Below are 23766 nucleotides of genomic sequence, written 5' to 3'. Positions count from 1 at the left end.
GGCCCACACCGCCGGCGACCGGAGAACCGGCACCATCCGGCGGTCCGGCCCCTCCGACGACCCGGCGGACCAGGTCACCCGACGTCTTTTCAAGAGGAGTTCGCCGTGTCGCCCCGTTTCGAGACCGCCCGGTTCCACGTGCAGTCCGGTCCCGACTCCCTCTTCGTACGAGTCCGCCACATCCTGCGCGATCCGGTACGGCTGACGGCCCGGGGCGGTCACGTCGTCGAGCGGATGCGTCAACGGGAAGCCCCCGTGGAGGAGTTGCTCCTTCTCGATCCGGGGACCTGGGACCTGGTCTCGGCCGAGGTGCGCACGGACACCGGCAAGTGGGTCAAGGCGACCTGGCGGGTGCGGGCGGACGGGCGGGACTGGTGGGTCGTGGTCGGACTGGGCAACGCCCTCGTGACGGTGATCGACGTCGATCCCTGGCGCCGGGGGAGGGGCCCGGACATCGTCGCCGACGGTCCCCTGTACGCCAAGGTCGACGCCGTCAACGCGGAACTCATGCGCGGGGCCTGACGGCCGGCCCCGGAGCCGGACACGCACGGGCGGAGCCTGATGACGTTCGCTGCGGGACGGTCATCCGGCGAGAGGACCCGAGGGTCGTCCTCGCGTGGTGAAGGCCCATCTGGCGCGGGCGAGTTGCCGATTTCGCGGTGCGCGCGGTGCTGATTATGATCTTGGCCATGTCTGTGCAGAACCCCGACAAGGCCCTGTCGCGCAAGCAGCGACTTCAGGAGAAGCAGCGCCGCCAGCTGGCGGTCGTCGACACCGTGGACAAGGCCGAGGCCAAGGTCCGTAAGGCGGAGGTCGAGGTGGCCACGGCCGTCACCGAGGCGGTGCAGGTCTTCGGCGGCGTGCTGGAGGCGTCCGAGGGGCTCGACATGCCGGTCCAGACCGTCGAGCGCTTCCTCGGTCTGGCACAGGACGAGGCGGCCGCCGCCAACAGCGCCGCCGAGGCGGTCACCGCTTCCTGAAGCTCTGATGTGTGACGGGCCGTCGCCGGAGCGTGGCGGCCCGGTTCCCTCGCCCCCACCTCACCCTCGACCGGACGAGGTTCCGTCCCCCTCCGGTGAGCCCGGCGTTCCCTCCCGGATCTCGTGCAGTGCCTCTGCGAACAGGATGCGGGCCCGGGTGAACCAGTCCGTCAGTACGGCGATCTCGTCCGGCCCGTAGTCGCCGAAGAGGGACCCCAGCCGCTGATAGACGGGCCCGTAGATCTCCAGGATCCGGGCCTGGGCGTTCTCCTCCATCACCACGTAGACCCGTCGGCGGTCGCCCGGGTCCGTGGTCCGCCGGATGTACCCGGCCTTCTCCAGCCGGTTCAGGACGCCCGTGACCGCTCCTGTGGTCAGCCGGGCCCGCTCCGCCAGGTCTCCCGCGACCAGCGACTCGCCCGCGGCGGAGGCCTCCATGAGGAATCCCAGGCAGGTCAGGTCCGTGACGTTCAGCCCCATCCGGCGGGCGATGTCCTGCTGCCCGAACTGGGCGGTGGCGATCATCCGGTCCATGGCGAACAGGGCCTGTTCCGCCGTCGCGTCCGGGCGCGCCTTGTGATCACTCACGAGTCCTCTTAGTATCTAAGATAATTAGCTCGCGAGGTAAGAGATCTCGCGACGGGGTCAGCCCCACCATTTTCACAGCTCTCGAGGAGCGGGATCATGTTCATCCATGGTGACGACGACCAGGACCTGGGCCACACCGTGGCCGGCTGGACGGGGACGGGCATCGCGACCCTCGGTTTCGGGGCGTGCGGACTCGCCCTGGTCACGACGTCCGCGCTGCTCGCGCTCGCGGGAGCGGCCCTGCTGGTGCTCGCGCCGCCGGTGACCTGGACGCTCCACCTCGCGGGCTGGGGCAAGCCGAGCGGTCCCCGTCCGGCCGACCAGTGGGACTGGCGGGTCAGGGATCTCACCGCCCGGGACGGTCATCCCGGCTGCGTGGGCTGCTGCCTCGCGGGACGGCGGCCGGCATCTCGCGGGCAGGTCGTCGAGTGTCCCGCGGAGCTCGCCGCGGCCGACGCCTGAGCTGCGGCCTGGGGCGGACCCATGTGGTGCACGGCGGGCGGTACGAGGGGAATCAGGGCTCGTCGTACCAGGCGACCGCCGAGATGAGCCAGCCCTGTGCCGTGCGGACGAACTGGATGGTCTTGGTCCCGCCGCCCTCGAACGGCTCGCCCTCCAGGATCCCGGACTTGCGGTACTCACTGGTCCGGGACGCCACATCGCCCGTGATCTCCGTCCGCTCGGAGGTCTCCCACTCGGAGAACTCGACCAGCCGGCCGTCGGTCAGCAGCCGGCGGCGCGGCTCGATGAACTCGTCGACGGTGTAGACCGTGAACTCCGGTCCCGTCTTGACGATCACGCCCTGCGGCAGGACCAGTCCGCGGATCCGGTCCACGTCGGCGGCCGTGCCGCCCCGGTTGTCGAAGGCCCCGAAGAACTCGGCGGTCACGGTGTCTATCGCGTGCTTGGACATGGCGGTGACGGTAACAGCGGGGACGCCGGGCGGGGTGAGCGGCCGTGCGGGGAGTGTCGGCCGCGCCTGAAAGGCTTTCAGGATCCGTTCAGGCAGGGTTCGTCAAGATCGGGACGACGGCCGCGGAAGGCGGCCGCCGCACAGGGCGCTCGTCCCGATCCGGGGGCGGGCGCTTTGCCGTTTCGACCGGACAGGAGCCATTGACTTGAAGAAACCGGAGGTCCTCACCGACCTCGACATGGCGAGCATGTCGAACACGACCACGTCGGTGATGAAGAAGCTGCCCGAGGTCACGCTGGCGTTCTGGATCATGAAGATCGCGGCGACGACCCTGGGCGAGACGGCGGGCGACCTCTTCGCACAGACCCTGAAGCTCGGCTACTTCCTCACCACGATCGCGCTGTTCCTGCTGTTCGTGGTGACACTGGTGGTCCAGCTGAAGTCCAGTCGGTACCACCCGTTCCTCTACTGGACGGTGATCCTGTCGACCAGCATGGCCGGCACCACGATGTCCGACTTCATGAACCGGGACGCCAGCGCCAAGTACCTCTCGAACGGGGCGACTTCCCTGGGCTGGGGTCCGCAGGGGCTCGGTCTCGGCTATCCGGTCGGCGCCGCGATCCTGATCTCGGTCCTGCTGGTCATCTTCGCCGTCTGGAAGGCGAGCGGGATGACGTTCGAGATCCGCGACATCGTCACCTTCCGGGGCGAGGCCCTGTTCTGGTCGGCGATCCTCGTCTCCAACACCCTGGGTACGTCGATGGGCGACTTCCTCTCCGACAGCTCGGGCCTCGGCTACGCGGGCGGCGCGCTGCTGGTGACCGGGGCGCTCGCCGTGCTGGTGGCCCTGATGAAGGCGCCCGTCGTGCCGAACGTGCTGCTGTTCTGGATCGCCTTCGTCCTCACCCGCCCGCTGGGCGCCACGGCGGGCGACTTCCTGACCAAGCCGGTGGCGAAGGGCGGCCTCGACCTCGGCACGGCGGGCTCGTCGGCCGTCCTGCTGGCGATCCTGTTCGGGCTCATGGCCTATGCGCAGGTACGGGAGCGCCGGGGGAGCGGAGTGGTGGAAGAGGAGCGCGAGCCCGTCACCGAATCGGCGGGGTGATGGTGAGGTGCGTCCCGGGAGTGGGTGACGGTCCGTAAGGCACCTCGGGGGCGGGGGGGCGGGGGCAGGGGCGCGGGCCGGGCGTTGCGGCAGTGCGGCGACCGGCCCGCGTCGGCGTGCGTGTCGTCGGCGTGCGCTCGGGGGCGTCCACCGTCGTCCGGGCCGGAGCGGATTCCCGCCGTGGAGTAGGGAGCGAGGTGTCCGCGGGGCCGGGAAACGGCCTTCATCCGGGTCGGACGCCCTGCCGGAAAAATCCCGTGTCCCCGTGGGGGGCCGCTCACTAGCGTGGGGCCATGAGTGAGGACATGTGGGCGGGAGTCCGGGACCGGGTGCTTCGTCTGGGCCGACGCCCGGGGGCGGACAAGGTGTTCGGGGCGCAGGGGCACGGGTTCCGGCTCGGTCGCGTCATGAGCGAGGACCAGCTCAGGTCGCTGGAGGCGGACTTGGGTCTCGGCCTGCCCGAGGAATACCGGAGCTTTCTGCTGCTCGTCGGAGGAGGGGGAGCCGGTCCCGAGTACGGCCTGATGACACCCGTCCTGGTCGACGGCGGGTGGACGTGGTGCGGACCGGGACTCACCTACCCTGCCCAGCCGACCACCGCCGCGATCGCCCGAGCCCCGTTCGCCGCCGAGGCGCTGCAGGGGCAGCTCGACGTCCACGAGACGCACGTGCCCCGGCAGGACGCCTTCGCCTCCGAGGAGGAGTTCCGCCGCGCCTGCGCGGCCTGGGTCGCGCGGCGCGACGAGCTGGAGGACGCTCAGGAGGCGGGCGCGGTGTTCCTCACCCAGAAGGGGTGCGGCTATGCGTCGCTCCTGGTGATGACGGGGCCGCACCGGGGTGCCGTGTGGGAGGACATGAGGGCGGCGGACGAGGGAATCGGGCCGACCGTCCATGACTTCGCGTCCTGGTACCGCGACTGGCTCGACCGCACCGAGCACCAGCTCGGGCTCACACCTCCCGTGGTAGCCGGCTGAACGGACACGCCCTGGCTTGGGGGGATCGCCGCCGGGCGGGGCGGCGGCGGGGGACGGATACCTGGTCCCTGAAGGGGTGCGGGTGCGGGCCGGTCCGCCGGTGCCCCGCGCCCCGACCGGCGCGGAAGGTCTCAGCCGACGAGGGTCGCCTTCGGGCGTACGACGCAGAACTCGTTCCCCTCCGGATCGGCGAGCACGGTCCACGACTCCTCGCCGCTCTGCCCCACGTCCGCCCTGCGGGCCCCGAGCGCCAGGATCCGCTCGATCTCCGCCTCCCGGTCCTCGGCCGCCGAGGTCAGATCGAGGTGCAGACGGTTCTTGACGACCTTGCCGTCCGTCACCGGCATGAAGCAGATGCCCACCGGCGCCGTCTCGTCCGGCCCGATCACGACTTCCCGCTCCCTTTCGGAGAGGATCCGCCACCCCAGTACCCCGGCCCAGAACCGGGCCAGTGAGGGGAGGTCGTGCGCGTCGATGACGATGTGATGCAAGGAGAGGGGCATATGTGCCAATGTGCCCTGGTTCCGCGCGGGCGGCAGTGCGGGGAGGGTGTCAGGGTGGCGTCCGGCGGACAGATCGATACCGGTCCTGCCGAGTCGTGAGCGTCGTCGAGGCGCAGCCTCTCCTGACGGCGCGTGCGGGCCGGGTCACCTTGCCTGCCTGCGGCATCGGTGAGCCCGGACCGGGAAGGTCACGCGTCCTCCGGCAGCGGTTCGCCGGTCTCCAGAAGCGACTTCAGGCTCGCCACGACGCTCGGCCAGCCGTGGCCGACCATCTCCGCCAGGGTCGATCCGGGCTCGAAGCCGTCGTGCACGACAGTGAGCTTCACGACCTGCGACGCGGACTCCTCGATGGAGAAGGTGACCTTCGAACGGGCCTCGCCGGACAGCTTGGCGAGCATCTCCTCGTCCCAGTCGAACCGCTTGGCGAGCTCCGGGGTCATGCTGTGCCAGGTGTAGGAGAGCCGGCTGTACGGGTCGGCCTCCAGTACGACCTGCTCGGGGTCGGTGATCTTCACGCCGTGGTTGTCCCAGATCATCTCCGAGCCGGCGGACCAGTCCGTGGTGAACTCCGTCGCCCAGTAGCGGCGGGTGAAGGACGGGTCCGTCAGCGCCTGCCAGAGCTTCTGCGGGGTGGTGCGGATGTAGGTGGTGTAGACGAAGGTCGGCGCGTCCATCGGGATTTCCTCCAGTGCGAGTTTCAGGTCCGCCAGGGCCTGGACCCTGGGCCGGTCGTAGCGGCTGATCCACCGTTGGGCGATCTCGTGGACGGGCGCGGCGTTGAGGTAGTGCAGCTTCTCCCGTCCCTGCCGCACGCTGTTGACGAGACCGGCCTCCTCCAGGACGGCGAGGTGCTTGCTGACCGACTGCCTGGCCATCTCGAGTCCGGCGCACAGTTGGCGCAGTGTCTGTCCGTTGCGGGCGTTGAGCGAGTCGAGCAGCGCGCGCCGGGTCGGATCGGCCAGAGCCTTGAAGACCTCGTCCATGTGCGCCTCCCACCCGAGCCGCCGCCCATCGATAGGCAGCCATCCAGCTGCCTTTAACTTAGGCAGCCAATCAGCTGCCTGTCAATCGCTGGACGGCGACACCCGACTTCCGGTCGCGGCCACCCGCACCGACCTACTGGTCGACCGCAGGCTGAGTGAACCGGCAATGGCCTGGGAAACGGCGGGGGCCTTGTGTGGCACAACGGCGCGACAGGCGGCGCGTCCGTGTTCGCCCCTCGGGCACCCGGTGCGAGCACACCGGGTATCGGTGCCTACTCCCCGGGCGTCCGGAAGTAGTGGCCCTTGTCGAGGTCCTCGATCAGGCCGGGGCCGGTCGGGTTCCAGCCGAGCAGGGCTCGGGTCCGCTCGCTGGAGGCCGGGCTGTCGAGGCCGATGAATCCCGACAGCCAGGTGAAGTGCTCGGCCGCCTCCTCGGCGGGGACGGAGCGGGTGGGCACGTCGAGGTGGCGGCCGATGACCTCGGCCACGGAACGCAGCGGCACGCCGTCCTCCGCGCTCGCGTGGAGCACCGATCCCGCCGGAGCCTTCTCCAGGGCGAGGCGGAAGATGCGGGCGGCGTCGTCGCGGTGTGCGGCCGGCCAGCGCTGCGAGCCGTCGCCGACGTACCCGGCGACGCCGGCCGCGCGGGCGATGCCGATCAGGGCCGGCACGAACCCGCCGTCTCCCTCGCCGTGCACGGTCGGAGGGAGCCGTACGACGGACGAGCGGACGTTCCGGTCGGCGAGGGCGAGGGTCACGTGGGCGGTGCCCATCCGGGTCCGCGGGCCGCCCGGCAGGTGCGCGGACGCCTCGTCCGGTGTCCGCCCGTCCTCTTCGGTGCTCATCCGGCCCGGGGCCACGCCGATCAGCCCCGAAGCGATGACGAAGGGCTTCCCGGAGCCGGCGAGCGCGTCGCCGAAGGTCTCCACGGCGCGCCGGTCGGCGTCCGCGGCGTCCTGGAAGGCGCCCGTGAAGGCGAGGTCGTGCTTGAACGCGAGGTGGATCACGCCGTCCGACGCCTTCGCCGTCTCGCGCAGGAGGTCGAGGTCGTCGAGGGTGCCGGAGACCGCCTCGGCCCCGGCATCGGCCAGGGCGGCGGCCGAGGCCTCCGAGCGGGCGAGCCCGACGACCTGATGCCCCGCGCCGATCAGTTCGGGGACGAGTGCGGAACCGATCCATCCGGACGCTCCGGTGACGAAAACACGCATGAGAAAAGCCTTCCGTCGGGTGGCCGCCCCGCGCCGGGAGGGCGCGTGCGGCGGCGACCGAGCGATGTCAGTGACTGTCATCAAACGTAGCACCTGATGTCAGTGACTGTCGTCGAACCTCGCGGTCTGATGTCAGCGACTGCCGTCGAGTACGATGCCGGGCATGGGTCGATGGCAGCCGGACGCGCGCGGCCGCCTCGCGCGGGCGGCACTGGAGCTCTACGTCGAGCGCGGTTTCGACCGCACCTCCGTGGCGGAGATCGCCGAACGGGCGGGGCTGACGGAGCGGACGTTCTTCCGGCACTACGCGGACAAGCGCGAGGTGCTGTTCGCGGGGTCGAGCGAACTCCAGGACGTGCTCGCGCGTGCCGTCGCCGGGGCTCCGGAGTCCGCCGCGCCCATGGACGCCGTGGCCGTCGCCCTCGAAGCCGCCGCGGGCGTGCTGGAGGAGCGCCAGGAGCACGCGCGGCAGCGGCAGTCCGTCATCGACGCGAACACCGAACTTCAGGAACGCGAGCTGATCAAGCTCGCGTCGCTGTCCGGGACCCTCGCGGACGCCCTGTGCGAGCGGGGTGTCGACGAGGCCTCCGCGGGTCTCGCCGCCGAGGTGGGGATCGCCGTCTTCAAGTTCGCGTTCCGGCGCTGGGTCGACCGGGCCGAGGACAAGGAACTCTCCCTGTTCATCCGGGAGTCGCTGGCCGGGCTGAGGGCAGTGACCGCGGACGCGTGAGCGCGTTCCTGGACATCCCGAAGTCGCCCTCGGCAGCGGGCGGTTCGGTGCTCCCTCCCGCAACCGGGAGGGAGCGGTTCACCACCTCGTCGCGCAACCCGACGGCCGGCGTCGGCGACCATGCCGCCGACCGCGGCCGGTCTCAGGGGCGGAGCACGATCTTTCCGTGGGTCCGCCGCAGTTCCAGCTCACGGAACGCGTCACGGACCCGCTCCAGCGGGTAGACGGCGGCGATCGGCACCTCCAGTTCGCCGCGCGCCGCGAGCCGGGCCAGCTCGCCGACCACCACCGCGGACGCCGCCGCGCCCTCCCCGTACGTATGGGCACCGACCCTCGCCGCCGCTCCCCAGTCGCGGATCGTGTTGATCCGGTCGGGCCGCACGCCCAGTTCCACGGCCAGGTCCACATAGCCGTCGCCGAACGTGTCGATGAACGCGTCCACGCTCCCGCCGGCAGCCTGCCGGATCCGCTCGGCGACGCCCTCGCCGTAGTCGAGCGGCACGACACCCTGCTCCTTCAGCCAGGCGTGGTTCCGCTCGCTCGCCAGCCCGATCACGGTGGCGCCGCGCCGCCGGGCGAGCTGCACGGCGAGGGACCCGACGCCACCCGCCGCGCCGGACACCACGACCGTGTCGGAGGGACCGGGGTCCACCGCGAACACCGTGGCGTACGCGGTCGTACCCGCCACGTACAACGACCCGGCCACCTCCCAGGGCAGACCCTCCGGGCGGGAGACCAGCTTCACGTCCTCCACGGCCACGAACTCCGCGTGGCTCGCCCTGTCGTGGGTGAAGCCCAGGACCTCGTCGCCCACCGCGAAGCCGCGTACGTCCGGACCGGTGTCCACCACGACCCCGGCCAGGTCGCTGCCCTGTCCCGAGGGGAAGGTCGCGGGCCAGCGTTTGTGCCGTGCGCCCTCGCGGATCATCGTCTCGCCGGGCTGGATCCCGGCGGCGCGCACTTCGACCAGTACCTCCCCGGCTCCGGGCTCCGGTCGCTCGACCTCCTCGACGCGCAGCACATCGATACCGCCGTACTCGTGGAACCGGACCGCCTTCATCGCGTGATCACCGTTCTTCCTCGTTCGGACAGACCTCGGAGAGACCTCGGGCAGGCATCGGACGGCGACACCTGCGGCGGGCGGAGCCCAGTGGTGCCGCTTCGGCCTCAACAGCCCAGCCGTGGCGCCGTGTTCCCGGGTGCGAGGATCTCTGTGACCCGCGTTCGGCGACCTCGGCGCGGCCGGCCCGAACCGGGTTCGGTGAACGTCCACGTCGAGCCGCGCGGCCCTGTCATGCTGGCACCTCCGAAGGAGAGGACCTCATGTCGACGGACCCCGGAGCGGCCGTGTTCGCCCAGCGACCCTGGTTCGCGGCCAACGAACTTCTCGCGTTCCTGCTGGAGTTGGCCGCGCTCGGCTGTCTTGCCTGGTGGGGATTCAGCACCGGGGACGGCTGGTTGCCGCACCTTCTGCTCGGGGTGGGCACCCCGCTTCTGGCCGTCGTGCTCTGGGGGTTGTTCGCCGCGCCCAAGGCGCGGTTGCGGCCCGGGCTGCCCCTCGTCCTGCTCGTGAAAGCGCTGGTGCTGGGCGGTGGCGCGGCGGCCGTCTACGGGGTGGGGCACCCCGTCGCCGCCGTGGTCATGGCGATCGTCGTGGTGGTGAACACGGCGTTGGCCGAGACATTGCGCCGCGGCACTCCGACCGCACCCGTGGGTCCGGGTGCCACGCCGACCGCGTCCGCCGGGCCGGACGGCGAGCCGGCCGCACCTGACGGACCGGGCGGCGAGTCGACCGCCCCCGCCGGGCCGCGGGACGCGACCTGACCGGGGCTGTCCCGCTCGCCGAGTCCGGCTGAGGCCCGCACACCGGAGTCCGGCCGAGGCCTGATCGCCCTCGTCCGGCCGAGGTCTGATCAGCGGAGTCCGGCCGGAGGCCCACCGCAGCGGGCCCGCGTGCCGCGTGGTGGATCAGGCCTGGAACTCGGTGAGGTCGATCGCGTGGACGCTCAGCGGGAAGCCGTACTCGGGGTGTTCGATCGTCCGCTCCGGTTCCATGCCCAGCTTGCGGACGACGTTCAACGAGGCCTGGTTCTGCGGCCGGTCGACGCTGATCACACGGTCGAGTCCGCGGTCCTGGAGGGCGAACTCCAGTGTGGCGTGGGCGGCTTCGGACGCGTAGCCCTGGCCCCAGAACGGTGTGCCGAACCGCCAGTCGACCGCCACAGCGGGCATGAGCTCGGGCAGGTACTCGGGGACCGACAGCCCGACGGCCCCGGCCAGTTCGCCCGAGGCCAGCAGCTCGACGGCGAAGACCCCGAAACCCTCGTCGTCCCACTCCTCCTCCCACCGCTCGATCTCCTCGGCCGTGGCGTCGAGGTCGCGGACCGAACCGTCGCCGATCCAGCGCATGACCGCGGGGTCCGCGTTGATGTCCGACAGGGGGGCGAGGTCGTCGTCGTACCAGCGGCGGAGAAGGAGGCGGGGCGTGCGGATCTCGGTCATGGCGTCCATCCTGCCCTACGGGTGTGTCACCGGTCGGCGACCGTGCGCCCGGCGTCCGACGGAGGGCCCCGGGTCCGGGCCGGCCCTTGTTTCGGTCCTGCCGGCCGGGGCAACCGGCCGTCATGGAGACCAACGACCGTACGGACGAAGTGATCGAGACCCGAGGCGACGAGCATCACGTTGTCCTCAGCGCCGACACCAACGGTGACGGAAAGACCGATGTGTGGATGACCGACACCACGGGTGACGGCACGGCTGATCTGTACCAGTTCGACACCACCGGTGACGGGGAGATCGACCTGACGATGGTCGAGCGGGGCGACGAGCCTGGCGTCGACCGGGTCGTCGTCGAGGGTGACGGCGGCCACCCGATGGAGACCTGAACCCACCGGCGCCTCGATGCCCCACGGGTCCCACGACCCGGCGGGTGCCCGTCGCGCGATGTCTACGAGGTGCCAGTGAGGGGGCGCAGGGCCGCGGCGCCGGCGCGCAGGAGCGCGGACAGCGGCGGTCCCACCCACCGGGTCAGCTCGCGCGGCACCGCGGGGTCCAGCTCGATCGTCACCCGGACATAGCGCGTGTGCAGCCGGGCCACCCTCGCCTGCCGGGGCGCGGTGTCGTCCGGTTCCCGCTGCAGGGCCGCCCGGTAGGTGTCCTTGCGCTGGTTCACATTGCTTCCTGACGTTTGATGAGCTCGTCGGCGAGATCCATGTACGCCGATTCCTTGACCGTGACGGGGCTGCCGAACGACTGGGAGTAGAGGTCGAGCCGGGGGATGTGGGTGGACAGCACGTCGAAGCCGCGTTCCGTGAGCGCCTCGCGGGCGTCGGCGTCGGGACCGGTGCGGGTCGCGTCCGGACGGTTCGTACGGTTCAGCAGGACGGCGGAGCGGGCCGGCCGGGCCCGCAGGGACTGCACGTCGCCCATCTCGCGGCCGATGGGCGCCATGCGGTCGAGCTCGATGGGGGAGGGCGTCACCGGCACGATCCACTCGCTCGCGTACCGCATGACGCTCCGGGCGATGTGCGCGTGGTCCTCGAGCTGCGGGGCGTCGAACACCACGGCCTGCCGGTCGCCGAGGAAGTCGTTGACGCGTCGGTGCACGTCGCCCACGGGGAGCGAGACCACGGGGAAGGGGAACCCCCCGGCCAGTTCGCTCCAGCGCAGCGCCGAGGACGCCGGGTCGCTGTCCACCAGCAGCGGTGAGAAGCCCGACTCGTGCAGCGCGTGCGCCAGCCACACCGCGCTCGTCGTCTTGCCCACTCCGGGTTTCAGGTTCACAAAGGCATAGCTCATCGACACAGGGAGCCACGCTAGTGATCGCGGGGGACCGGTGGTCGGCCGAACGGGGCCCACCGCCCCCGCGTTCACCCCGCCGCGCCGGTGATTCATTCCCCTGGACCAACGCGGGCCGGCACATCCTCACAGTCCCGGCGGCCGGTCCAACGGCCCGGCAGGGTGTGCCCTCGCACAACCCCGCCCCATGAACACTGTGCGCACGCCTCCCCCGCGCACCGTTCCCTGGACGCGCTCCCGCCCTCCTGATGCCATGCCCGGCATGTCTCCCGCGTCGCTCGCGTCCCCGTCGTCCCCGGCGTTCCTCGCCTCCTCGTCCCCGCTGTCCGGCGACGGGGAGTCCTTCGCCGTCGTCGTGTTCCTCGGCTTCGTCGCCGTGTCCCTGCTGCTGTGCGGCCTGGCCGCGGCCGACTCGGACGACCCCGAGCACTTCTACGCGGGCGGCGGCGCGGCCTTCGGACCGGTCGGGGGCGGGCTGGCCGTCGCCGGCGACTACATCTCCGCGGCCACCCTGCTCAGCACCACCGGCGCGGTCGCCCTGGACGGCGCGGACGGCATCCTCTTCGCCTGCGCCACCGTCGTGTCCCTCTTCCTGGTGATGCGGATCCTGGGCGAACCCCTGCGCCGGAAGGGCGTGTTCACCCTGGGGGACTTCCTCGCCGACCGTCTCGGCGCCCCCTCCGTGCGCCGGCCCCTCGGCGTCGCCTGCCTCGTCGTCCTCGCCCCGCTGCTCCTGGTGCAGCTGTCGACCGCCGGACGGATCATGGCGGCGATGTTCGGGCTCCCGGACGGCGCGCTCACCGGCTGCACGGCCGCCGGCGGAGCCCTGATGGTGTGCTACGCCGCCTTCGGGGGGATGCGGGGCGTCGGATACGTACAGATCCTGAAGGTCGGGGTGGCGCTCACCGCCATGCTGCTGCTCGCCGGGGTCGTCCTCGCCCGGTACGGGTGGTCGGCGCCGGCCCTCCTCGGCGCCGCGCGCGAGCATTCCGGGGCGGGCGCCGACTACACCCGTCCCGGGCTCCACTTCGGCCACTCCCTCGCCGGGCGGCTGGACCTGATCGGGTTCACGGCCACCCTGCTGGTCGGGGCCGCCTGTCTGCCGCACCTCACCATGAGGCTGCACCCGGTCCGGGAGGCACGTACCGCACGGCGTGCCGTCGGCTGGGCGGTCGGCCCGGTGGCGCTCGTGTGCGGCGGGGTGGTGGTGGCCGGCCTCGGAGCCTGCGCCCTGCTGGGGCGGGGTCCCGTGCGGGCCGCGGATCCCGGGGGAGCGACCGCGCTGCTGATGGTGACGGGGGCGCTCGACCCGGCCGCCGGGGGAGCCCGGCACAGCATGCTGTTCGCGATCGTCGCCTGCGCCGTCTTCGTGACCACCCTCGCGGCCGTCGCGGGCATCACGCTGGCGGCCGCCTCCAGCCTCGCCCGCGACTTCGGCGGGCGGCCCGCCCACGGCGTCGGCAGCGGGGCGGCCGCCCGGGAGATCCGCCGGGCACGGCTGGGGATCGTGCTGGTCGGAGCGGTCGCCGTCGTCGTCTCGGCCGGCCTCGGGGACCGCGGCCGACTGACGCTGATCTCGCTGTCGTTCGCCGTCGCGGCCTCGGTGCTCGCCCCGGTCCTGCTCCACGCGCTCTTCCTGCCCGGCCACTCGGCCACCGGGGTGCGCTGGACCGTCTACGGGACCCTGCCGTTGATCCTGCTGCTGCTCGCGGGGTCGCCCGCGGTGTCGGGCACCCCGTTCGCCGTCTTCCCCGATCACGACGTCCGCTGGTTCCCGCTCCAGACACCGGGGCTGATCAGCATTCCGGCCGGCTTCCTGCTCGGGCTCGTCGGCCGTGACCGCCCGCGCACCCCGGAGCACCGGCCCGCCCGGCAGGACGGCGCCCCGTACGCGCGACAGGGGTGAGCCCGGCGAAGGCGCCGGACCCACCCCTGTCCTCGGTACTCGTGCGGCCGCTCAGCCGTCCAGCGACGTCATGACGTGCTTGATCCGGGTGTAGTCCTCGAAGCCGTACGCCGACAGGTCCTTGCCGTAGCCGGACTGCTTGAACCCGCCGTGCGGCATCTCGGCGACCAGCGCCATGTGGGAGTTGATCCACACACAGCCGAAGTCGAGCTTCCTCGACATGCGCATCGCCCGCGCGTGGTCCTTCGTCCAGACCGAGGAGGCCAGTGCGTAGTCGACGCCGTTGGCGTAGGCGACGGCCTGGTCCTCGTCCGTGAAGGACTGGACGGTCATGACCGGGCCGAAGACCTCGTTCTGGATGATCTCGTCGTCCTGCCGGAGGCCGGAGACGACGGTCGGGGCGTAGAAGTAGCCCTTGTCGCCGACCCGGTGGCCGCCGGCCTCGATCCGCGCGTGCTCGGGCAGCCGCTCGACGAAACCGCTGACCTGGGCGAGCTGGTTCGTGTTGTTGAGCGGTCCGAACAGCACGTCCTCGTCGTCCGGCAGGCCGGTCTTCGTCCCGGCGGCCGCCTTCGCGAGCGCGGCGACGAACTCGTCGTGCACGGACTCGTGGACCAGGACGCGGGTGGCGGCCGTGCAGTCCTGGCCGGCGTTGAAGAAGCCGCCGACGACCAGGTCCTCGACCGCCTTCGTCAGATCCGCGTCCTCGAAGACCACGGCCGGGGCCTTGCCACCCAGCTCCAGGTGGACCCGCTTGACGTCCTTGGCCGCGCTCTGCGCGACCTGGATGCCGGCGCGCACCGAGCCGGTGATGGAGGCCATCGCCGGGGTCGGGTGCTCCACCATCAGCCGGCCGGTCTCGCGGTCGCCGCAGACCACGTTGAAGATCCCCCGGGGCAGGCCCAGGTCCTCCAGGACCCCGCCGATGATCTCGGCGATCAGGACGGTGGAGGCCGGGGTGGTGTCCGAGGGCTTGAGCACGACCGCGTTGCCCGCGGCGAGGGCCGGGGCGAACTTCCACACCGCCATCAGCAGGGGGTAGTTCCAGGGCGCGACCTGGGCGCAGACGCCGACGGGCTCGCGGCGGACGATCGAGGTCATGCCCTCCATGTACTCGCCCGCGGAGCGGCCCTCCAGCATCCGGGCCGCGCCCGCGAAGAAGCGGACCTGGTCGATCGCGGGGCCGAGTTCCTCGCTGAGGGTCAGGTGCAGCGGCTTGCCGGTGTCGCGGCTCTCCGCGGCGACCAGTTCCTCGGCCCGGGCCTCCATCGCGTCGGCGATCTTCAGCAGCGCGCGCTGGCGCACGGACGGGGTCGCGTCGCGCCAGACGGGGAAGGCCGCGGCGGCGGCCGCCATCGCCGCGTCGACGTCGGCGGCGCCCGAGAGCGGGGAGGTCGCGTAGACGTCACCCGTGGTGGGGTCCACCACGTCGAGCGTCCGGCCGTCGGCGGCGTCCGCGAACGCACCGTCGATGTAGTTGCGGAACGTGCTGCTCATGGAACGTCTCTCCTGGTCAGGCGGCGGTGCGGGGGGACAGGTGCTCGTGCACGGCGAGCCAGGCGCCGTCCTCGGAGCGGGCGAAGACGATGGTCTCCCGCTCGAGCAGGGTCTCCTCGCCGGCGTGGGTGGCGACGCGGGTCTGCACGTCGTGGCTGAAGACGGCCGTGTCGCCGAAGGGCTGGACGAGGGGTTCCGACGAGACGCAGCCGAGGACACGGAAGCCGTCCTCCTCCACCCACCGCTGCCACAGGGCGCGGTACTCGGCCGTCGAGCCGAGGCGCTGGGGGGTGGTGTGGAAGACGAACGTCGCGTCCGGGGCGAAGGCGCCGAAGTAGTCGTCGAGGCGGCCCTCGGCGAAGGCGGCGACGAGCGCGTCCGCGGCGGTCCGGATCTCCTGGACGGTGATGGTGCTCATGCTCGGCTCCTGATCAGGGGCGCCCGGTGGTCAGGACCGGGCGCCCGGTTCGTGGGTGGCGGGGTTGGGTCAGGCGGCCGCTGCGGGCTCGGCGGACCGCTCCTCGGTGCCACCGGTGACCGGCGTGATCCCGGCGTCGGACGACGGGACGAAGCGGGGTCCCTCCGGGCCGAACACCGCGCGCGGCTCGGGGAACAGGGTGAGCGCCGCGAAGTAGAGCACCACCGCGAGGGCGAGGCCGACCGGCAGGGAGATGTCCGCGCCGCCCGCGAGGTTGCCCAGGGGGCCGACGAACTGGCCCGGCAGGTTGGTGAACAGCAGGGCGACGACGGCGCTGACGAGCCAGGTGCCCATGCCGCGCCAGTTCCAGCCGTGCGCGAACCAGTAGCGGCCGCCGCGCTGGCGCCGGTTGAAGACCTGCAGGTCCTCGGCGTCGTACCAGCCGCGCCGGGTGACGAAGCCGAGCGCCATGACGATCATCCACGGCGCCGTGCAGGTGATGATCAGCGTGGCGAAGGTGGAGATGGACTGGGTGAGGTTCAGCGCGAAGCGGCCGATGAAGATGAACGCGATCGACAGGACGCCGATGAAGAACGTGGCCTGCACGCGGTTGAAGCGCGGGAAGACGCTGGAGAAGTCCAGGCCCGTGCCGTAGAGGGACGTCGTGCCGGTGGACAGACCGCCGATCAGGGCGATCAGGCACAGCGGCAGGAAGTACCAGCCGGGGGAGATCGCCAGCAGTCCGCCGACGTAGTTGGGGGCGGCAGGGTCGACGTACTTCGCGGCCTTCGAGGCGATGATCGACGCGGTGGCCAGGCCGAACAGGAACGGCAGCAGGGTGGCGATCTGGGCCAGGAACGCGGCGCCCATCACCCGGCGGCGCGGCGTGTTCGCGGGGATGTAGCGGGACCAGTCGCCGAGGAACGCGCCGAAGGAGACCGGGTTGGAGAGCACGATCAGCGCGGCGCCGATGAACGAGGGCCAGAACATCGCGTCGTGGGTCGAGGCGAAGGCGCCCGCGTAGCCGGGGTCGAAGTCACCGGCGAAGGCGAAGGCGCCGAGCACGAAGAGGGCCGAGGCCGCCATCACCGCGATCTTGTTGACCAGCAGCATGAAGCGGAAGCCGTAGACGCAGACGACGAGCACGAGTCCGGCGAAGATCGCGTACGCGATGCCGTAGGTGACGTCCGACTCGGGGACGTGCGCCAGTCGGTGCGCGCCGCCGACGAGCGCGTCTCCCGAGGACCACACCGAGATCGAGAAGAACGCGATGGCGGTGAGCAGGGAGAGGAAGGAACCGACGACCCGGCCGTGCACCCCGAGGTGCGCGGAGGAGGAGACGGCGTTGTTGGTGCCGTTGGCAGGGCCGAACAGCGCCATCGGGGCCAGCAGCAGCGCGCCCGCGACCAGGCCGAGGACGGTCGCCGCGAGCCCCTGCCAGAAGGAGAGCCCGAAGAGGATGGGGAAGGCGCCCAGCACACAGGTCGCGAAGGTGTTGGCGCCGCCGAAGGCGAGCCGGAACAGATCGATCGGCCTGGCCGTGCGGTCCTCGTCCGGGATGCGCTCGACGCCGTATGTCTCGATTTCGGTGACCGATGTCGTCACGGCCCCTCCCATCTATGTTTGTACACCACTCAAATATCGGCACCCACAGTGTGAGGCCCCCGGTGACCTGCGACAATGGTGGGCATCACAGATGCGTACGATGTCTTTTGTGGCCGGCAACAAACTGACGATCCAGGATCTGCTCTCCTCGCCCGCCCTCCAGCTCACGCTGAAGGCCGGCGGCGGCCTGGACCGGTCCGTCTCCTGGGCCCACGCCAGCGAGCTCGTCGACCCGACGCCCTGGCTCCTGGGAGCCGAGCTGATCATGACCGCGGGCCTGGCGATCCCCCGGACCGCGGGTGAACAGCGCGCCTATCTGGAGCGGCTCGACGACGCCGGGGCGTCCGGTCTCGCGCTCTCGGCGCAACTGCACATGCCGCCGCTGCACGACGCCTTCTTCCGGGCCGCCGAGGAGCGGGACTTCCCCGTCCTGGAGGTGCCGCTCGCCGTTCCCTTCATCGCCGTCGCCCAGGAGGTCGCGGCCTCGGCCCAGGAAGAGGCCCGGCACCGGCTGGGCGCACAGCTCCAGGTCTTCGGCGCGCTGCGCTGGCTGGTCACGGAGAACCTCGACACACCGACCCTGCTGCGCCGGCTCGAAGGGCTGTCGGGCTACGACGTCTTCCTCTGCACGCCCCAGGGGCGCCCGCTCCTGCCCGGAGTCCCCGTGCCGGACCCGGCCGTGCTGCCCACCTCGGTCGACGCCCCGCCGACGATCCCCGGCGGCTTCGTCCTCCCGGTCCCCGCGCCCGGCGGCCCGGCCGGCTTCCTCGTCGCGTACGAGCGCGAGGGTGCCCGGCCCGCGGGGCTGGCCGTCGCCCAGCACATCGCCACCGTCGCGGCGCTGCGGCTGGCCATGGTGCGCAACGAACGCGAGACCCTGCGCCGCGAGGGGGCGGAGACCTTCGCCGAGCTGCTCCAGGAGGTGCTCGACCCGGAGGCGGCCCGCCGCCGGCTCGCCCGGCACGCGATCGAGGGCGACACCGTGCTGCTCATCGTGCGCCGCACCACCGACGAGGCCCTGCTGCGCTGTCTGGAGGACCGGCCGCATCTGCTGCTCACCCGCGGCGAGGACCGCTATGTCCTCGGGGCGCCGGAACTGGCGGCGGCCGTCGGCGCGCTCCCGTCCGTGGCGGCCGGGGCGAGCCGCCCCTTCGAGCCGGGCGCCGCGCTGAAGGTCGCCCAGCGCGAGGCGCTGTGGGCGGTGTCCAAGGCCGTCGAGTCCGGCCGTGCCGTCGTCCACTACGGAGACGACGGGGCGGGACGCTGGCTGCCCGACGACCCCGCCGTCCTGACGGCGCTGGTCGAGCACGTGCTCGGTGACGTCCTGCGGTACGACGAGAGCCACGACTCGCAGCTGCTCGTCTCCGCCCGCACCTGGATGGAGCGCGACCGCCGCACGGAGTCGGCGGCCGCCGCGCTGCACATCCACCCCAACACGCTCGCCTACCGGCTGCGCCGTTTCGGAGCGCTCGCCGAACGCGATCTGACGTCGACGGGGGCACTGGCCGAGGTGTGGCTGGCGATCCAGGCGGCGGGAGCGCTGGGCCTCACCGACTGACCGGCTTCCGGACCCTCACCGCGGGTCCGTGCGGTCAGCGGGAAGGCCGGGCCGCGGCCTCGACCATGCGGCGGATGTCGGCGAGGTCGGCCTCGAACTCGGCGGTGAGGTCGAGGGGCAGGTCCAGCCACGGCCCGAGTGCGCGGTGACCGGGCAGTTCGCTGTCCGGGAGGAGTCCGCGACGCCCGCGCGGGTCGAGGTCGCCGGGGGCGAAGCGGCCCGCGGCCTCGGAGGCGGCGAAGCCGATGACGAAGGTGCTGATCAGGCGCTCCAGGCGCGGTACCTCGGGTTCGGGGACCCCGGCCTCGATGAGCGCGGTGTAGATGATGTCCACCGCACGCAGGCCGTCCGGGGTGACGGCCGGCCGCGAGAAGAGCAGATGAGCGGCCCAGGGGTGCTGCTGGGTCACCTTCCGGCAGGCGTGCGCGAGGGCGTCGAGCCGCTCCTCCCACGTGTGGTCCGGCCTCGGCTCCGGGGGCAGCAGCGCGGCCAGCAGCCGCCCGACCATGCCGTCCAGCAGCGCCGCCTTGTCCTTGACGTGCCGGTACAGCGCCATCGGTGTCACACCGACGCGGTCCGCCAGCGCGCGCATGGAGACGGCGTCGACGCCGTGCTCGTCGGCGATGGCCAGTGCCGCGTCCAGGATTTCTTCCCGCCTGCCACTCATGGGTGTACAGCGTAGACGTGTACGCCGTAGACGCGGGCCGCGCGAGGTGTATACGGTGTAGACGTATACGCCGTAGACCTATGCGGCGAGGGCATCGAGGAGGCGTCGTGGAGGAAGCATGCTGATCGCCGACGGGCTGGTGAAGCGCTACGGGCCGCGCAGGGCGCTCGACGGGTTCGACCTGACGGTCCCGGCCGGGGAGATCGTGGGCCTGATCGGTCACAACGGTGCGGGCAAGACCACGTTCGTCGAGATCGTCGCCGGTCTCGTGCGTCCCGACGCGGGCCGTGTCACCATAGCCGGGCTCGACGCGCTGCGCGGGGGCCGGGCCGCGCGCCGCTTCCTCGGCGTGGCCCCGCAGGAACTCGCCCTGTACGGCACCGTCACCGCGCGGGAGAACCTGCGGCTGTTCGCCGGACTGGCGGGACTCCGGGGCCGGCGCGGAGACGCCGAGATCGCCCGGGTCCTGGACGAACTGCGTCTCACGGACGTCGCGGACCGGCCTGCGGCGGCCCTGTCCGGAGGGCAGCGCCGCCGGATCCAGGCGGCCACCGCCATGGTCGGCTCACCGCCGCTCCTGCTGCTGGACGAGCCCACCGCCGGAGCCGATCCGGAGACCCGCGCGGCCCTGCTGAGCGCCGTCAGGGCCCGGGCCGAAGCGGGCGCGGCCGTCGTCTACACGACCCACTACCTGCCGGAACTCGTCGACCTCGACGCCACGCTGGCGCTCGCGCGGGCCGGGCGGATCATCGCCCGCGGTACCCAGGAAGAACTCACCCGCCACCTGCCCGGCGAGCTCAGGGTCACCTTCGCCGACCCGGCCGAACCCGAGCTGCGCCGGCCGACCACGGACCCCGGCGCCGATCTGGCCGCCCTGCTCGCCTCCGGCCGTACCCCCGCGTCCGTCGACGTACGGCGCCCCGGACTGGACGACCTCTACCGCTCCATGGAGACCGCGGACCCCGCGACCGCCGCGACCCGCAGGGAGGTCCGCGATGCCGCGTGAGTCCGCCGCCCGCCTCCGGGTGCTGATCCGCCACAACGTGCTGCTCATGGCACGCGAACCCGGTCCGCTCCTGAGCCGCATGATCCTGCCCCTCGTCTTCATCACGCTCCTGCGCCCGCTCTACACCGCCGGGCAGGGCGAGCGCGCCGGCACGGAACAGGCCGTCGTCGGCACGCTGGTCACGTTCTCGTTGCTGGCCCTCGGCATCAGCGGCAGCGCGATCCTGACCGAACGTCTGGGCCGTACCTGGGACCGGCTGCGCTCGACCGCGCTGCGCCCCGCCGAACTGCTGGCGGGCAAGGCGGTTCCGGCCTTCATCGCCCTGCTCGCCCAGCAGTCCCTCATCGTGGGCTTCGCGGTGTGCGCCCTCGGTCTGCCGGTCCCGCACCCGTTCCTGCTCCTGGGCGTCCTGCTGAGCTGGAGCTGCGCGCTGCTCGGACTCGGCACCCTGCTCGGCGTGGCGGTCCGCACACTGGGCGCGCTCTCGGCGGCGTACGACATCGGCGGCATGCTGCTGAGCAGTGTCGGGGGTGCGCTCGTCCCGCTGGCCTCCCTCCCGGCCTGGGTCGCGGACGTGGCCCCGGCCTCGCCCGGCTACTGGGCCGCCCGTGGCCTGCGTGCCGCGCTTGCCGGGGACCCCCGGATCGTGGGGGAGTCCTGCGGCACGCTCCTCGGCGTGGCGCTGGTCTGCGGCACCGTGGCCTCGGTCCGGCTGAGGGGCCGCGGTGGCCGGTTGGCGGCACTCTAGGCTCTGCCCGGCATGTCGCGCCGTCGCCGGAGGGGTGGCCACGGCGTCACCGCCCGGCCGGGAACCGTCGGGCGGGCCCCTGCCGGGCGGTCACGCTCCTTCGGTGGGGCGCAGGCCCGCGACGAGGGTCTCGACCAGCCGCCGGGCGTCGTAGCGCGGGTCGTTGTGGGCGCCGATGCAGAGGTTGCCGATGCCGCGCATGAGTTGATAGGCCGTCAGGCCGGGGCGGATCTCCCCGGACTCGGCCGCGGCGTCGAGGAGTTGGGCGCACACGGGGAGAAGGCGGTCCAGGAAATAGGTGTGCAGCGCGTCGAACGCCGTGTTGTCGGGCTGGAGTACGGCGGCGAGTCCGTGCTTGGTGACCAGGAAGTCGACGAACCGGTCGATCCAGCGGGACAGTGCCTCGTAGGGGGACGCGCACTCGTCCAGCAGGGCCGGCCCGGCCTCGGCGCAGGCCTCGACCTGGTGCCGGTAGACCGCGACGATGAGATCGGCCCGGGTCGGGAAGTGCCGGTAGATCGTGGCCGTACCGACGCCCGCGCGTGCGGCGATGTCGCGCACGGGGGCCTCCACGCCGGAGGCGGCGAAGACCGCGGCGGAGGCGTCGAGCAGCGTCTCCTGGTTGCGCCGGGCGTCCGCCCGTCTGGGGCGGGCCGCCTTGTCCGTCGTCGCGTCGCTGTCGCTCATCGCGTTCCTTTCCCTCCGTGCCCCTTGTCGTCCCGGTTCGTCGTCCCGGCCCTCCCGGGGGATCCGCGGGCCGGCCGCGGCGCTAAACGGGACGTCGTTCCGTATCACCTTGCCAAGCGGGACAGTGTTCCGTATCGTAAAACGGGACGCTGTTCCGTTTGTTCATGATGGCAGACCAGGGGCTCGGTGGCCACTTCGTGCCGCCGTGGCGGCCCTCCCGTGACGCGGCCACGACCGCGACGCCCGGGACGGGGCCCCGACGGCCGGGTCCCACCCCGCTCGAAGGAGACACAGTCATGCAGTACCGCACGCTCGGCCGTACCGGTGTCCAGGTGAGCACCCTCGCACTCGGCGCGATGAACTTCGGCAGGATCGGGCGCACCACCCAGGACGAGGCCACCGCCATCGTCGACGCCGCCCTGGAGGGCGGGATCAACCTCATCGACACCGCCGACAGGTACGGCGACGGCGAGTCGGAGGAGATGGTCGGCAAGGCCATCGCCGGCCGCCGCGACGACATCGTGCTGGCCACGAAGGCGGGCATGCCCATGGGAGAGGAGCGCAACCACGTCGGCGCCTCACGCCGTTGGCTGACCGCCGAGCTGGACGACAGCCTGCGCAGGCTCGGTGTCGACCACGTCGACCTCTACCAGATCCACCGATGGGACCCGACCACCTCCGACGAGGAGACGCTGTCGGCCCTCACCGACCTCCAACGCGCGGGAAAGATCCGCTACTTCGGGTCCTCGACCTACCCCGCGCACCGCATCGTGCAGGCCCAGTGGGCCGCCCGGGAGCACCACTTGAGGCCCTACGTGACCGAACAGCCCAGCTACTCGCTGCTGCAGCGGGGGATCGAGGCGCATGTCCTGCCCGTGACACAGGAGTACGGGCTCGGTGTGCTGGCCTGGAGCCCGCTGGCCTCGGGCTGGCTGTCCGGCGCGGTCAGGAAGGGCCGGGAGATCGCCACCAGCCGCTCCACCTTCCTGCCGCAGCGCTTCGACCTCACCGTCCCGTCGAACCAGGCCCGGCTCGACGCCGTGGAGAAGCTGGCCGAGGTCGCCGACCAGGCGGGGCTCAGCCTGATCCAGCTCGCACTCGGTTTCGTCACCGCGCATCCCGGCGTGACGAGCGCGCTGATCGGCCCCCGGACCCTGGACCACCTGCGCAGCCAGCTCGCCGCAGCGGACACCGTGCTCTCCACCGACGTGCTCGACGCCGTCGACGCCATCGTGCCCCCGGGGGTGGACCTGGCCCCGGAGGAGAAGTTCGACACCCCGCCGTCGCTCCTGGACCCGTCGCTCCGCCGCCGCTGAGCGCTGACCGGGGGTCGCTGACCGCAGACCGCAGACCGCAGACCGCAGACCGCTGACCGGGGGCCGGGGGCCGGGGGCCTGGGGCCGGCTCAGGGCCGTGCTTCTCCGTCCTCGGCCCCGGTGGCCCCCTCCGGCTTCCGGACCTTCGCCGTGGCGCCCGGCCGGGGTGTGCCGTCGACCGTGAGGCAGATGCCGAACACGCGGTCGTGGCCCGTCCAGCCGTTGACGTGGCCTCGGTTGTTGCTGATCTGCACCCGCTTACGGGCGGCGTCGACGGACGACACCAGGTGCAGGTACACGCTTCCGGCGACTCGGGCGAGGACGATGTCACCGACCGCCAGCTTCGACGGGTCGACCGGAGCGACCGCCACGAGTTGCCGGCTGCGGATCAGCGGGACCATCGAGGCGCCGCTCGGCCGGAACTCCACGGTCTCTCCACCGGCCACTCTGCCCGCCACACCGTCCAACGCTCCCATGGGACGAGGGTGACAGGCGCGGGCGTGCCGGCCCACCGAATTTCCGGCAGCGGCGGCCCGGCCCCGGGGGCGGCGTCGTGCGGTGCGCGCCGATGCCCCC

27 protein-coding genes and 1 pseudogene are annotated in these 23766 nt (G+C 72.1%); 13 read left to right on the top strand and 15 right to left on the bottom strand.

Annotated elements, in window-relative coordinates; all coding sequences use genetic code 11:
• Nucleotides 1-105 precede the first annotated feature (105 nt).
• Nucleotides 106-522, top strand: a complete 417-nt coding sequence (locus IO36_RS47955) for a hypothetical protein (protein WP_245173155.1) — start codon at nt 106-108, stop codon at nt 520-522.
• A gap of 167 nt (nt 523-689) precedes the next feature.
• Nucleotides 690-980, top strand: coding sequence for a hypothetical protein (locus IO36_RS06930; protein WP_245173153.1), 291 nt, complete (start codon nt 690-692; stop codon nt 978-980).
• 60 nt (nt 981-1040) lie between these two features.
• Here IO36_RS06930 and IO36_RS06925 read toward each other — a convergent pair whose 3' ends face one another.
• Nucleotides 1041-1514 carry a MarR family winged helix-turn-helix transcriptional regulator gene (locus IO36_RS06925; protein WP_051900227.1) on the bottom strand — a complete coding sequence of 158 codons (474 nt, stop codon included), beginning with the start codon at nt 1512-1514 and terminating at the stop codon, nt 1041-1043.
• A 150-nt stretch (nt 1515-1664) separates the two neighbouring features.
• Between IO36_RS06925 and IO36_RS06920 the strand changes: the two genes are divergently transcribed.
• On the top strand, nt 1665-2030 hold the full coding sequence (locus tag IO36_RS06920) for an HGxxPAAW family protein (RefSeq protein ID WP_051900095.1): 366 nt from the start codon (nt 1665-1667) through the stop codon (nt 2028-2030).
• 52 nt (nt 2031-2082) lie between these two features.
• Here IO36_RS06920 and IO36_RS06915 read toward each other — a convergent pair whose 3' ends face one another.
• Complete coding sequence (locus IO36_RS06915; protein ID WP_037617314.1) at nt 2083-2481, bottom strand: nuclear transport factor 2 family protein; 399 nt, start codon at nt 2479-2481, stop codon at nt 2083-2085.
• 205 nt (nt 2482-2686) lie between these two features.
• On the opposite strand from IO36_RS06915, the gene IO36_RS06910 reads away from it, so the two are divergent.
• Nucleotides 2687-3586 carry a COG4705 family protein gene (locus IO36_RS06910; RefSeq protein WP_037617312.1) on the top strand — a complete coding sequence of 300 codons (900 nt, stop codon included), beginning with the start codon at nt 2687-2689 and terminating at the stop codon, nt 3584-3586.
• Between the two features lie 293 nt (nt 3587-3879).
• Complete coding sequence (locus IO36_RS06905; RefSeq protein WP_037617309.1) at nt 3880-4560, top strand: SMI1/KNR4 family protein; 681 nt, start codon at nt 3880-3882, stop codon at nt 4558-4560.
• 131 nt (nt 4561-4691) lie between these two features.
• On the opposite strand, the gene IO36_RS06900 is transcribed toward IO36_RS06905, so the two are convergent.
• The 3 genes from IO36_RS06900 to IO36_RS06890 form a co-directional block, all read right to left on the bottom strand.
• The gene (locus IO36_RS06900; protein ID WP_037617306.1) at nt 4692-5063 is read right to left on the bottom strand and encodes a VOC family protein; all 372 of its coding nucleotides are present in this window, start codon (nt 5061-5063) and stop codon (nt 4692-4694) included.
• Nucleotides 5064-5251: 188 nt separating this feature from the next.
• A complete protein-coding gene (locus tag IO36_RS06895) occupies nt 5252-6046 on the bottom strand; it encodes an ArsR/SmtB family transcription factor (RefSeq protein ID WP_037617304.1) in 795 nt (264 codons plus the stop codon).
• Between the two features lie 272 nt (nt 6047-6318).
• Nucleotides 6319-7254, bottom strand: a complete 936-nt coding sequence (locus IO36_RS06890) for an SDR family oxidoreductase (protein ID WP_037617302.1) — start codon at nt 7252-7254, stop codon at nt 6319-6321.
• A 163-nt stretch (nt 7255-7417) separates the two neighbouring features.
• On the opposite strand from IO36_RS06890, the gene IO36_RS06885 reads away from it, so the two are divergent.
• On the top strand, nt 7418-7984 hold the full coding sequence (locus tag IO36_RS06885) for a TetR family transcriptional regulator (protein WP_037617300.1): 567 nt from the start codon (nt 7418-7420) through the stop codon (nt 7982-7984).
• A 142-nt stretch (nt 7985-8126) separates the two neighbouring features.
• On the opposite strand, the gene IO36_RS06880 is transcribed toward IO36_RS06885, so the two are convergent.
• Complete coding sequence (locus IO36_RS06880; RefSeq protein WP_037617298.1) at nt 8127-9044, bottom strand: NADP-dependent oxidoreductase; 918 nt, start codon at nt 9042-9044, stop codon at nt 8127-8129.
• Nucleotides 9045-9307: 263 nt separating this feature from the next.
• Here IO36_RS06880 and IO36_RS06875 point away from each other — a divergent pair.
• Nucleotides 9308-9676 (top strand): annotated as a pseudogene (locus tag IO36_RS06875) (YrdB family protein); the annotation flags it as partial.
• A gap of 276 nt (nt 9677-9952) precedes the next feature.
• Here the strand turns inward: IO36_RS06875 and IO36_RS06870 are convergent.
• Nucleotides 9953-10486, bottom strand: coding sequence for a GNAT family N-acetyltransferase (locus IO36_RS06870; protein ID WP_037617296.1), 534 nt, complete (start codon nt 10484-10486; stop codon nt 9953-9955).
• A gap of 122 nt (nt 10487-10608) precedes the next feature.
• On the opposite strand from IO36_RS06870, the gene IO36_RS06865 reads away from it, so the two are divergent.
• On the top strand, nt 10609-10869 hold the full coding sequence (locus IO36_RS06865; RefSeq protein WP_037617293.1) for a hypothetical protein: 261 nt from the start codon (nt 10609-10611) through the stop codon (nt 10867-10869).
• A gap of 62 nt (nt 10870-10931) precedes the next feature.
• Here the strand turns inward: IO36_RS06865 and IO36_RS06860 are convergent, their stop codons facing one another.
• Entirely contained in the window at nt 10932-11156 is a 225-nt protein-coding gene (locus IO36_RS06860) for a hypothetical protein (RefSeq protein ID WP_037617290.1), read from the bottom strand.
• Nucleotides 11153-11782, bottom strand: coding sequence for a ParA family protein (locus IO36_RS06855; protein WP_078943094.1), 630 nt, complete (start codon nt 11780-11782; stop codon nt 11153-11155). Before IO36_RS06855 ends, IO36_RS06860 begins: the two co-directional genes overlap by 4 nt.
• 262 nt (nt 11783-12044) lie before the next feature.
• On the opposite strand from IO36_RS06855, the gene IO36_RS06850 reads away from it, so the two are divergent.
• On the top strand, nt 12045-13688 hold the full coding sequence (locus tag IO36_RS06850) for a sodium/solute symporter (RefSeq protein ID WP_245173152.1): 1644 nt from the start codon (nt 12045-12047) through the stop codon (nt 13686-13688).
• A gap of 51 nt (nt 13689-13739) precedes the next feature.
• Here IO36_RS06850 and IO36_RS06845 read toward each other — a convergent pair whose 3' ends face one another.
• The 3 genes from IO36_RS06845 to IO36_RS06835 all read right to left on the bottom strand — a co-directional run bounded on the left by IO36_RS06845 (nt 13740) and on the right by IO36_RS06835 (nt 17208).
• Nucleotides 13740-15185 (bottom strand): gamma-aminobutyraldehyde dehydrogenase, encoded by a 1446-nt coding sequence (locus IO36_RS06845; protein WP_037617287.1) that lies wholly within the window; start codon nt 15183-15185, stop codon nt 13740-13742.
• A 16-nt stretch (nt 15186-15201) separates the two neighbouring features.
• On the bottom strand, nt 15202-15603 hold the full coding sequence (locus tag IO36_RS06840; protein WP_037617284.1) for a YybH family protein: 402 nt from the start codon (nt 15601-15603) through the stop codon (nt 15202-15204).
• A gap of 69 nt (nt 15604-15672) precedes the next feature.
• Entirely contained in the window at nt 15673-17208 is a 1536-nt protein-coding gene (locus IO36_RS06835; RefSeq protein ID WP_037617282.1) for a purine-cytosine permease family protein, read from the bottom strand.
• A gap of 109 nt (nt 17209-17317) precedes the next feature.
• Here IO36_RS06835 and IO36_RS06830 point away from each other — a divergent pair, with 109 nt between their 5' ends.
• Nucleotides 17318-18766, top strand: a complete 1449-nt coding sequence (locus IO36_RS06830) for a PucR family transcriptional regulator (protein ID WP_107065655.1) — start codon at nt 17318-17320, stop codon at nt 18764-18766.
• Between the two features lie 34 nt (nt 18767-18800).
• Here the strand turns inward: IO36_RS06830 and IO36_RS06825 are convergent, their stop codons facing one another.
• Nucleotides 18801-19433, bottom strand: a complete 633-nt coding sequence (locus tag IO36_RS06825; RefSeq protein WP_037617280.1) for a TetR/AcrR family transcriptional regulator — start codon at nt 19431-19433, stop codon at nt 18801-18803.
• Nucleotides 19434-19551: 118 nt separating this feature from the next.
• Between IO36_RS06825 and IO36_RS06820 the strand changes: the two genes are divergently transcribed.
• Both IO36_RS06820 and IO36_RS06815 read left to right on the top strand, forming a co-directional pair.
• A complete protein-coding gene (locus IO36_RS06820) occupies nt 19552-20439 on the top strand; it encodes an ABC transporter ATP-binding protein (protein ID WP_037617277.1) in 888 nt (295 codons plus the stop codon).
• Nucleotides 20429-21187, top strand: coding sequence for an ABC transporter permease (locus IO36_RS06815; protein WP_037617276.1), 759 nt, complete (start codon nt 20429-20431; stop codon nt 21185-21187). Before IO36_RS06820 ends, IO36_RS06815 begins: the two co-directional genes overlap by 11 nt.
• 90 nt (nt 21188-21277) lie before the next feature.
• Here IO36_RS06815 and IO36_RS06810 read toward each other — a convergent pair whose 3' ends face one another.
• Nucleotides 21278-21874 (bottom strand): TetR/AcrR family transcriptional regulator, encoded by a 597-nt coding sequence (locus IO36_RS06810; protein ID WP_037617272.1) that lies wholly within the window; start codon nt 21872-21874, stop codon nt 21278-21280.
• A gap of 296 nt (nt 21875-22170) precedes the next feature.
• Here IO36_RS06810 and IO36_RS06805 point away from each other — a divergent pair, with 296 nt between their 5' ends.
• Nucleotides 22171-23190, top strand: coding sequence for an aldo/keto reductase (locus IO36_RS06805; RefSeq protein WP_037617266.1), 1020 nt, complete (start codon nt 22171-22173; stop codon nt 23188-23190).
• Nucleotides 23191-23279: 89 nt separating this feature from the next.
• Here IO36_RS06805 and IO36_RS06800 read toward each other — a convergent pair whose 3' ends face one another.
• The gene (locus IO36_RS06800; RefSeq protein WP_037617262.1) at nt 23280-23666 is read right to left on the bottom strand and encodes a S24/S26 family peptidase; all 387 of its coding nucleotides are present in this window, start codon (nt 23664-23666) and stop codon (nt 23280-23282) included.
• Nucleotides 23667-23766 lie beyond the last annotated feature (100 nt).

The organism is Streptomyces aureus (genome assembly GCF_000725495.1).
Lineage (GTDB): Bacteria > Actinomycetota > Actinomycetes > Streptomycetales > Streptomycetaceae > Streptomyces > Streptomyces aureus_B.
Note: the sequence above shows the minus strand (reverse complement) of the source record. Positions and strands in the feature narration are given on the sequence as shown.

Excerpts from the sequence above, each read along its gene's own strand:
- IO36_RS06870 (WP_037617296.1), bottom strand. The coding sequence starts at position 10,486 with ATGACCGAGATCCGCACGCCCCGCCTCCTTCTCCGCCGCTGGTACGAC.
- IO36_RS06805 (WP_037617266.1), top strand. The coding sequence starts at position 22,171 with ATGCAGTACCGCACGCTCGGCCGTACCGGTGTCCAGGTGAGCACCCTC.
- IO36_RS06825 (WP_037617280.1), bottom strand. The coding sequence starts at position 19,433 with ATGAGTGGCAGGCGGGAAGAAATCCTGGACGCGGCACTGGCCATCGCC.
- IO36_RS06810 (WP_037617272.1), bottom strand. The coding sequence starts at position 21,874 with ATGAGCGACAGCGACGCGACGACGGACAAGGCGGCCCGCCCCAGACGG.
- IO36_RS06845 (WP_037617287.1), bottom strand. The coding sequence starts at position 15,185 with ATGAGCAGCACGTTCCGCAACTACATCGACGGTGCGTTCGCGGACGCC.
- IO36_RS06855 (WP_078943094.1), bottom strand. The coding sequence starts at position 11,782 with ATGAGCTATGCCTTTGTGAACCTGAAACCCGGAGTGGGCAAGACGACG.
- IO36_RS06880 (WP_037617298.1), bottom strand. The coding sequence starts at position 9,044 with ATGAAGGCGGTCCGGTTCCACGAGTACGGCGGTATCGATGTGCTGCGC.
- IO36_RS06920 (WP_051900095.1), top strand. The coding sequence starts at position 1,665 with ATGTTCATCCATGGTGACGACGACCAGGACCTGGGCCACACCGTGGCC.
- IO36_RS06820 (WP_037617277.1), top strand. The coding sequence starts at position 19,552 with ATGCTGATCGCCGACGGGCTGGTGAAGCGCTACGGGCCGCGCAGGGCG.
- IO36_RS06925 (WP_051900227.1), bottom strand. The coding sequence starts at position 1,514 with ATGGACCGGATGATCGCCACCGCCCAGTTCGGGCAGCAGGACATCGCC.
- IO36_RS06850 (WP_245173152.1), top strand. The coding sequence starts at position 12,045 with ATGTCTCCCGCGTCGCTCGCGTCCCCGTCGTCCCCGGCGTTCCTCGCC.
- IO36_RS06900 (WP_037617306.1), bottom strand. The coding sequence starts at position 5,063 with ATGCCCCTCTCCTTGCATCACATCGTCATCGACGCGCACGACCTCCCC.
- IO36_RS06885 (WP_037617300.1), top strand. The coding sequence starts at position 7,418 with ATGGGTCGATGGCAGCCGGACGCGCGCGGCCGCCTCGCGCGGGCGGCA.
- IO36_RS06865 (WP_037617293.1), top strand. The coding sequence starts at position 10,609 with ATGGAGACCAACGACCGTACGGACGAAGTGATCGAGACCCGAGGCGAC.
- IO36_RS06800 (WP_037617262.1), bottom strand. The coding sequence starts at position 23,666 with ATGGGAGCGTTGGACGGTGTGGCGGGCAGAGTGGCCGGTGGAGAGACC.
- IO36_RS06905 (WP_037617309.1), top strand. The coding sequence starts at position 3,880 with ATGAGTGAGGACATGTGGGCGGGAGTCCGGGACCGGGTGCTTCGTCTG.
- IO36_RS06915 (WP_037617314.1), bottom strand. The coding sequence starts at position 2,481 with ATGTCCAAGCACGCGATAGACACCGTGACCGCCGAGTTCTTCGGGGCC.
- IO36_RS06890 (WP_037617302.1), bottom strand. The coding sequence starts at position 7,254 with ATGCGTGTTTTCGTCACCGGAGCGTCCGGATGGATCGGTTCCGCACTC.
- IO36_RS06930 (WP_245173153.1), top strand. The coding sequence starts at position 690 with ATGTCTGTGCAGAACCCCGACAAGGCCCTGTCGCGCAAGCAGCGACTT.
- IO36_RS06815 (WP_037617276.1), top strand. The coding sequence starts at position 20,429 with ATGCCGCGTGAGTCCGCCGCCCGCCTCCGGGTGCTGATCCGCCACAAC.
- IO36_RS06895 (WP_037617304.1), bottom strand. The coding sequence starts at position 6,046 with ATGGACGAGGTCTTCAAGGCTCTGGCCGATCCGACCCGGCGCGCGCTG.
- IO36_RS06840 (WP_037617284.1), bottom strand. The coding sequence starts at position 15,603 with ATGAGCACCATCACCGTCCAGGAGATCCGGACCGCCGCGGACGCGCTC.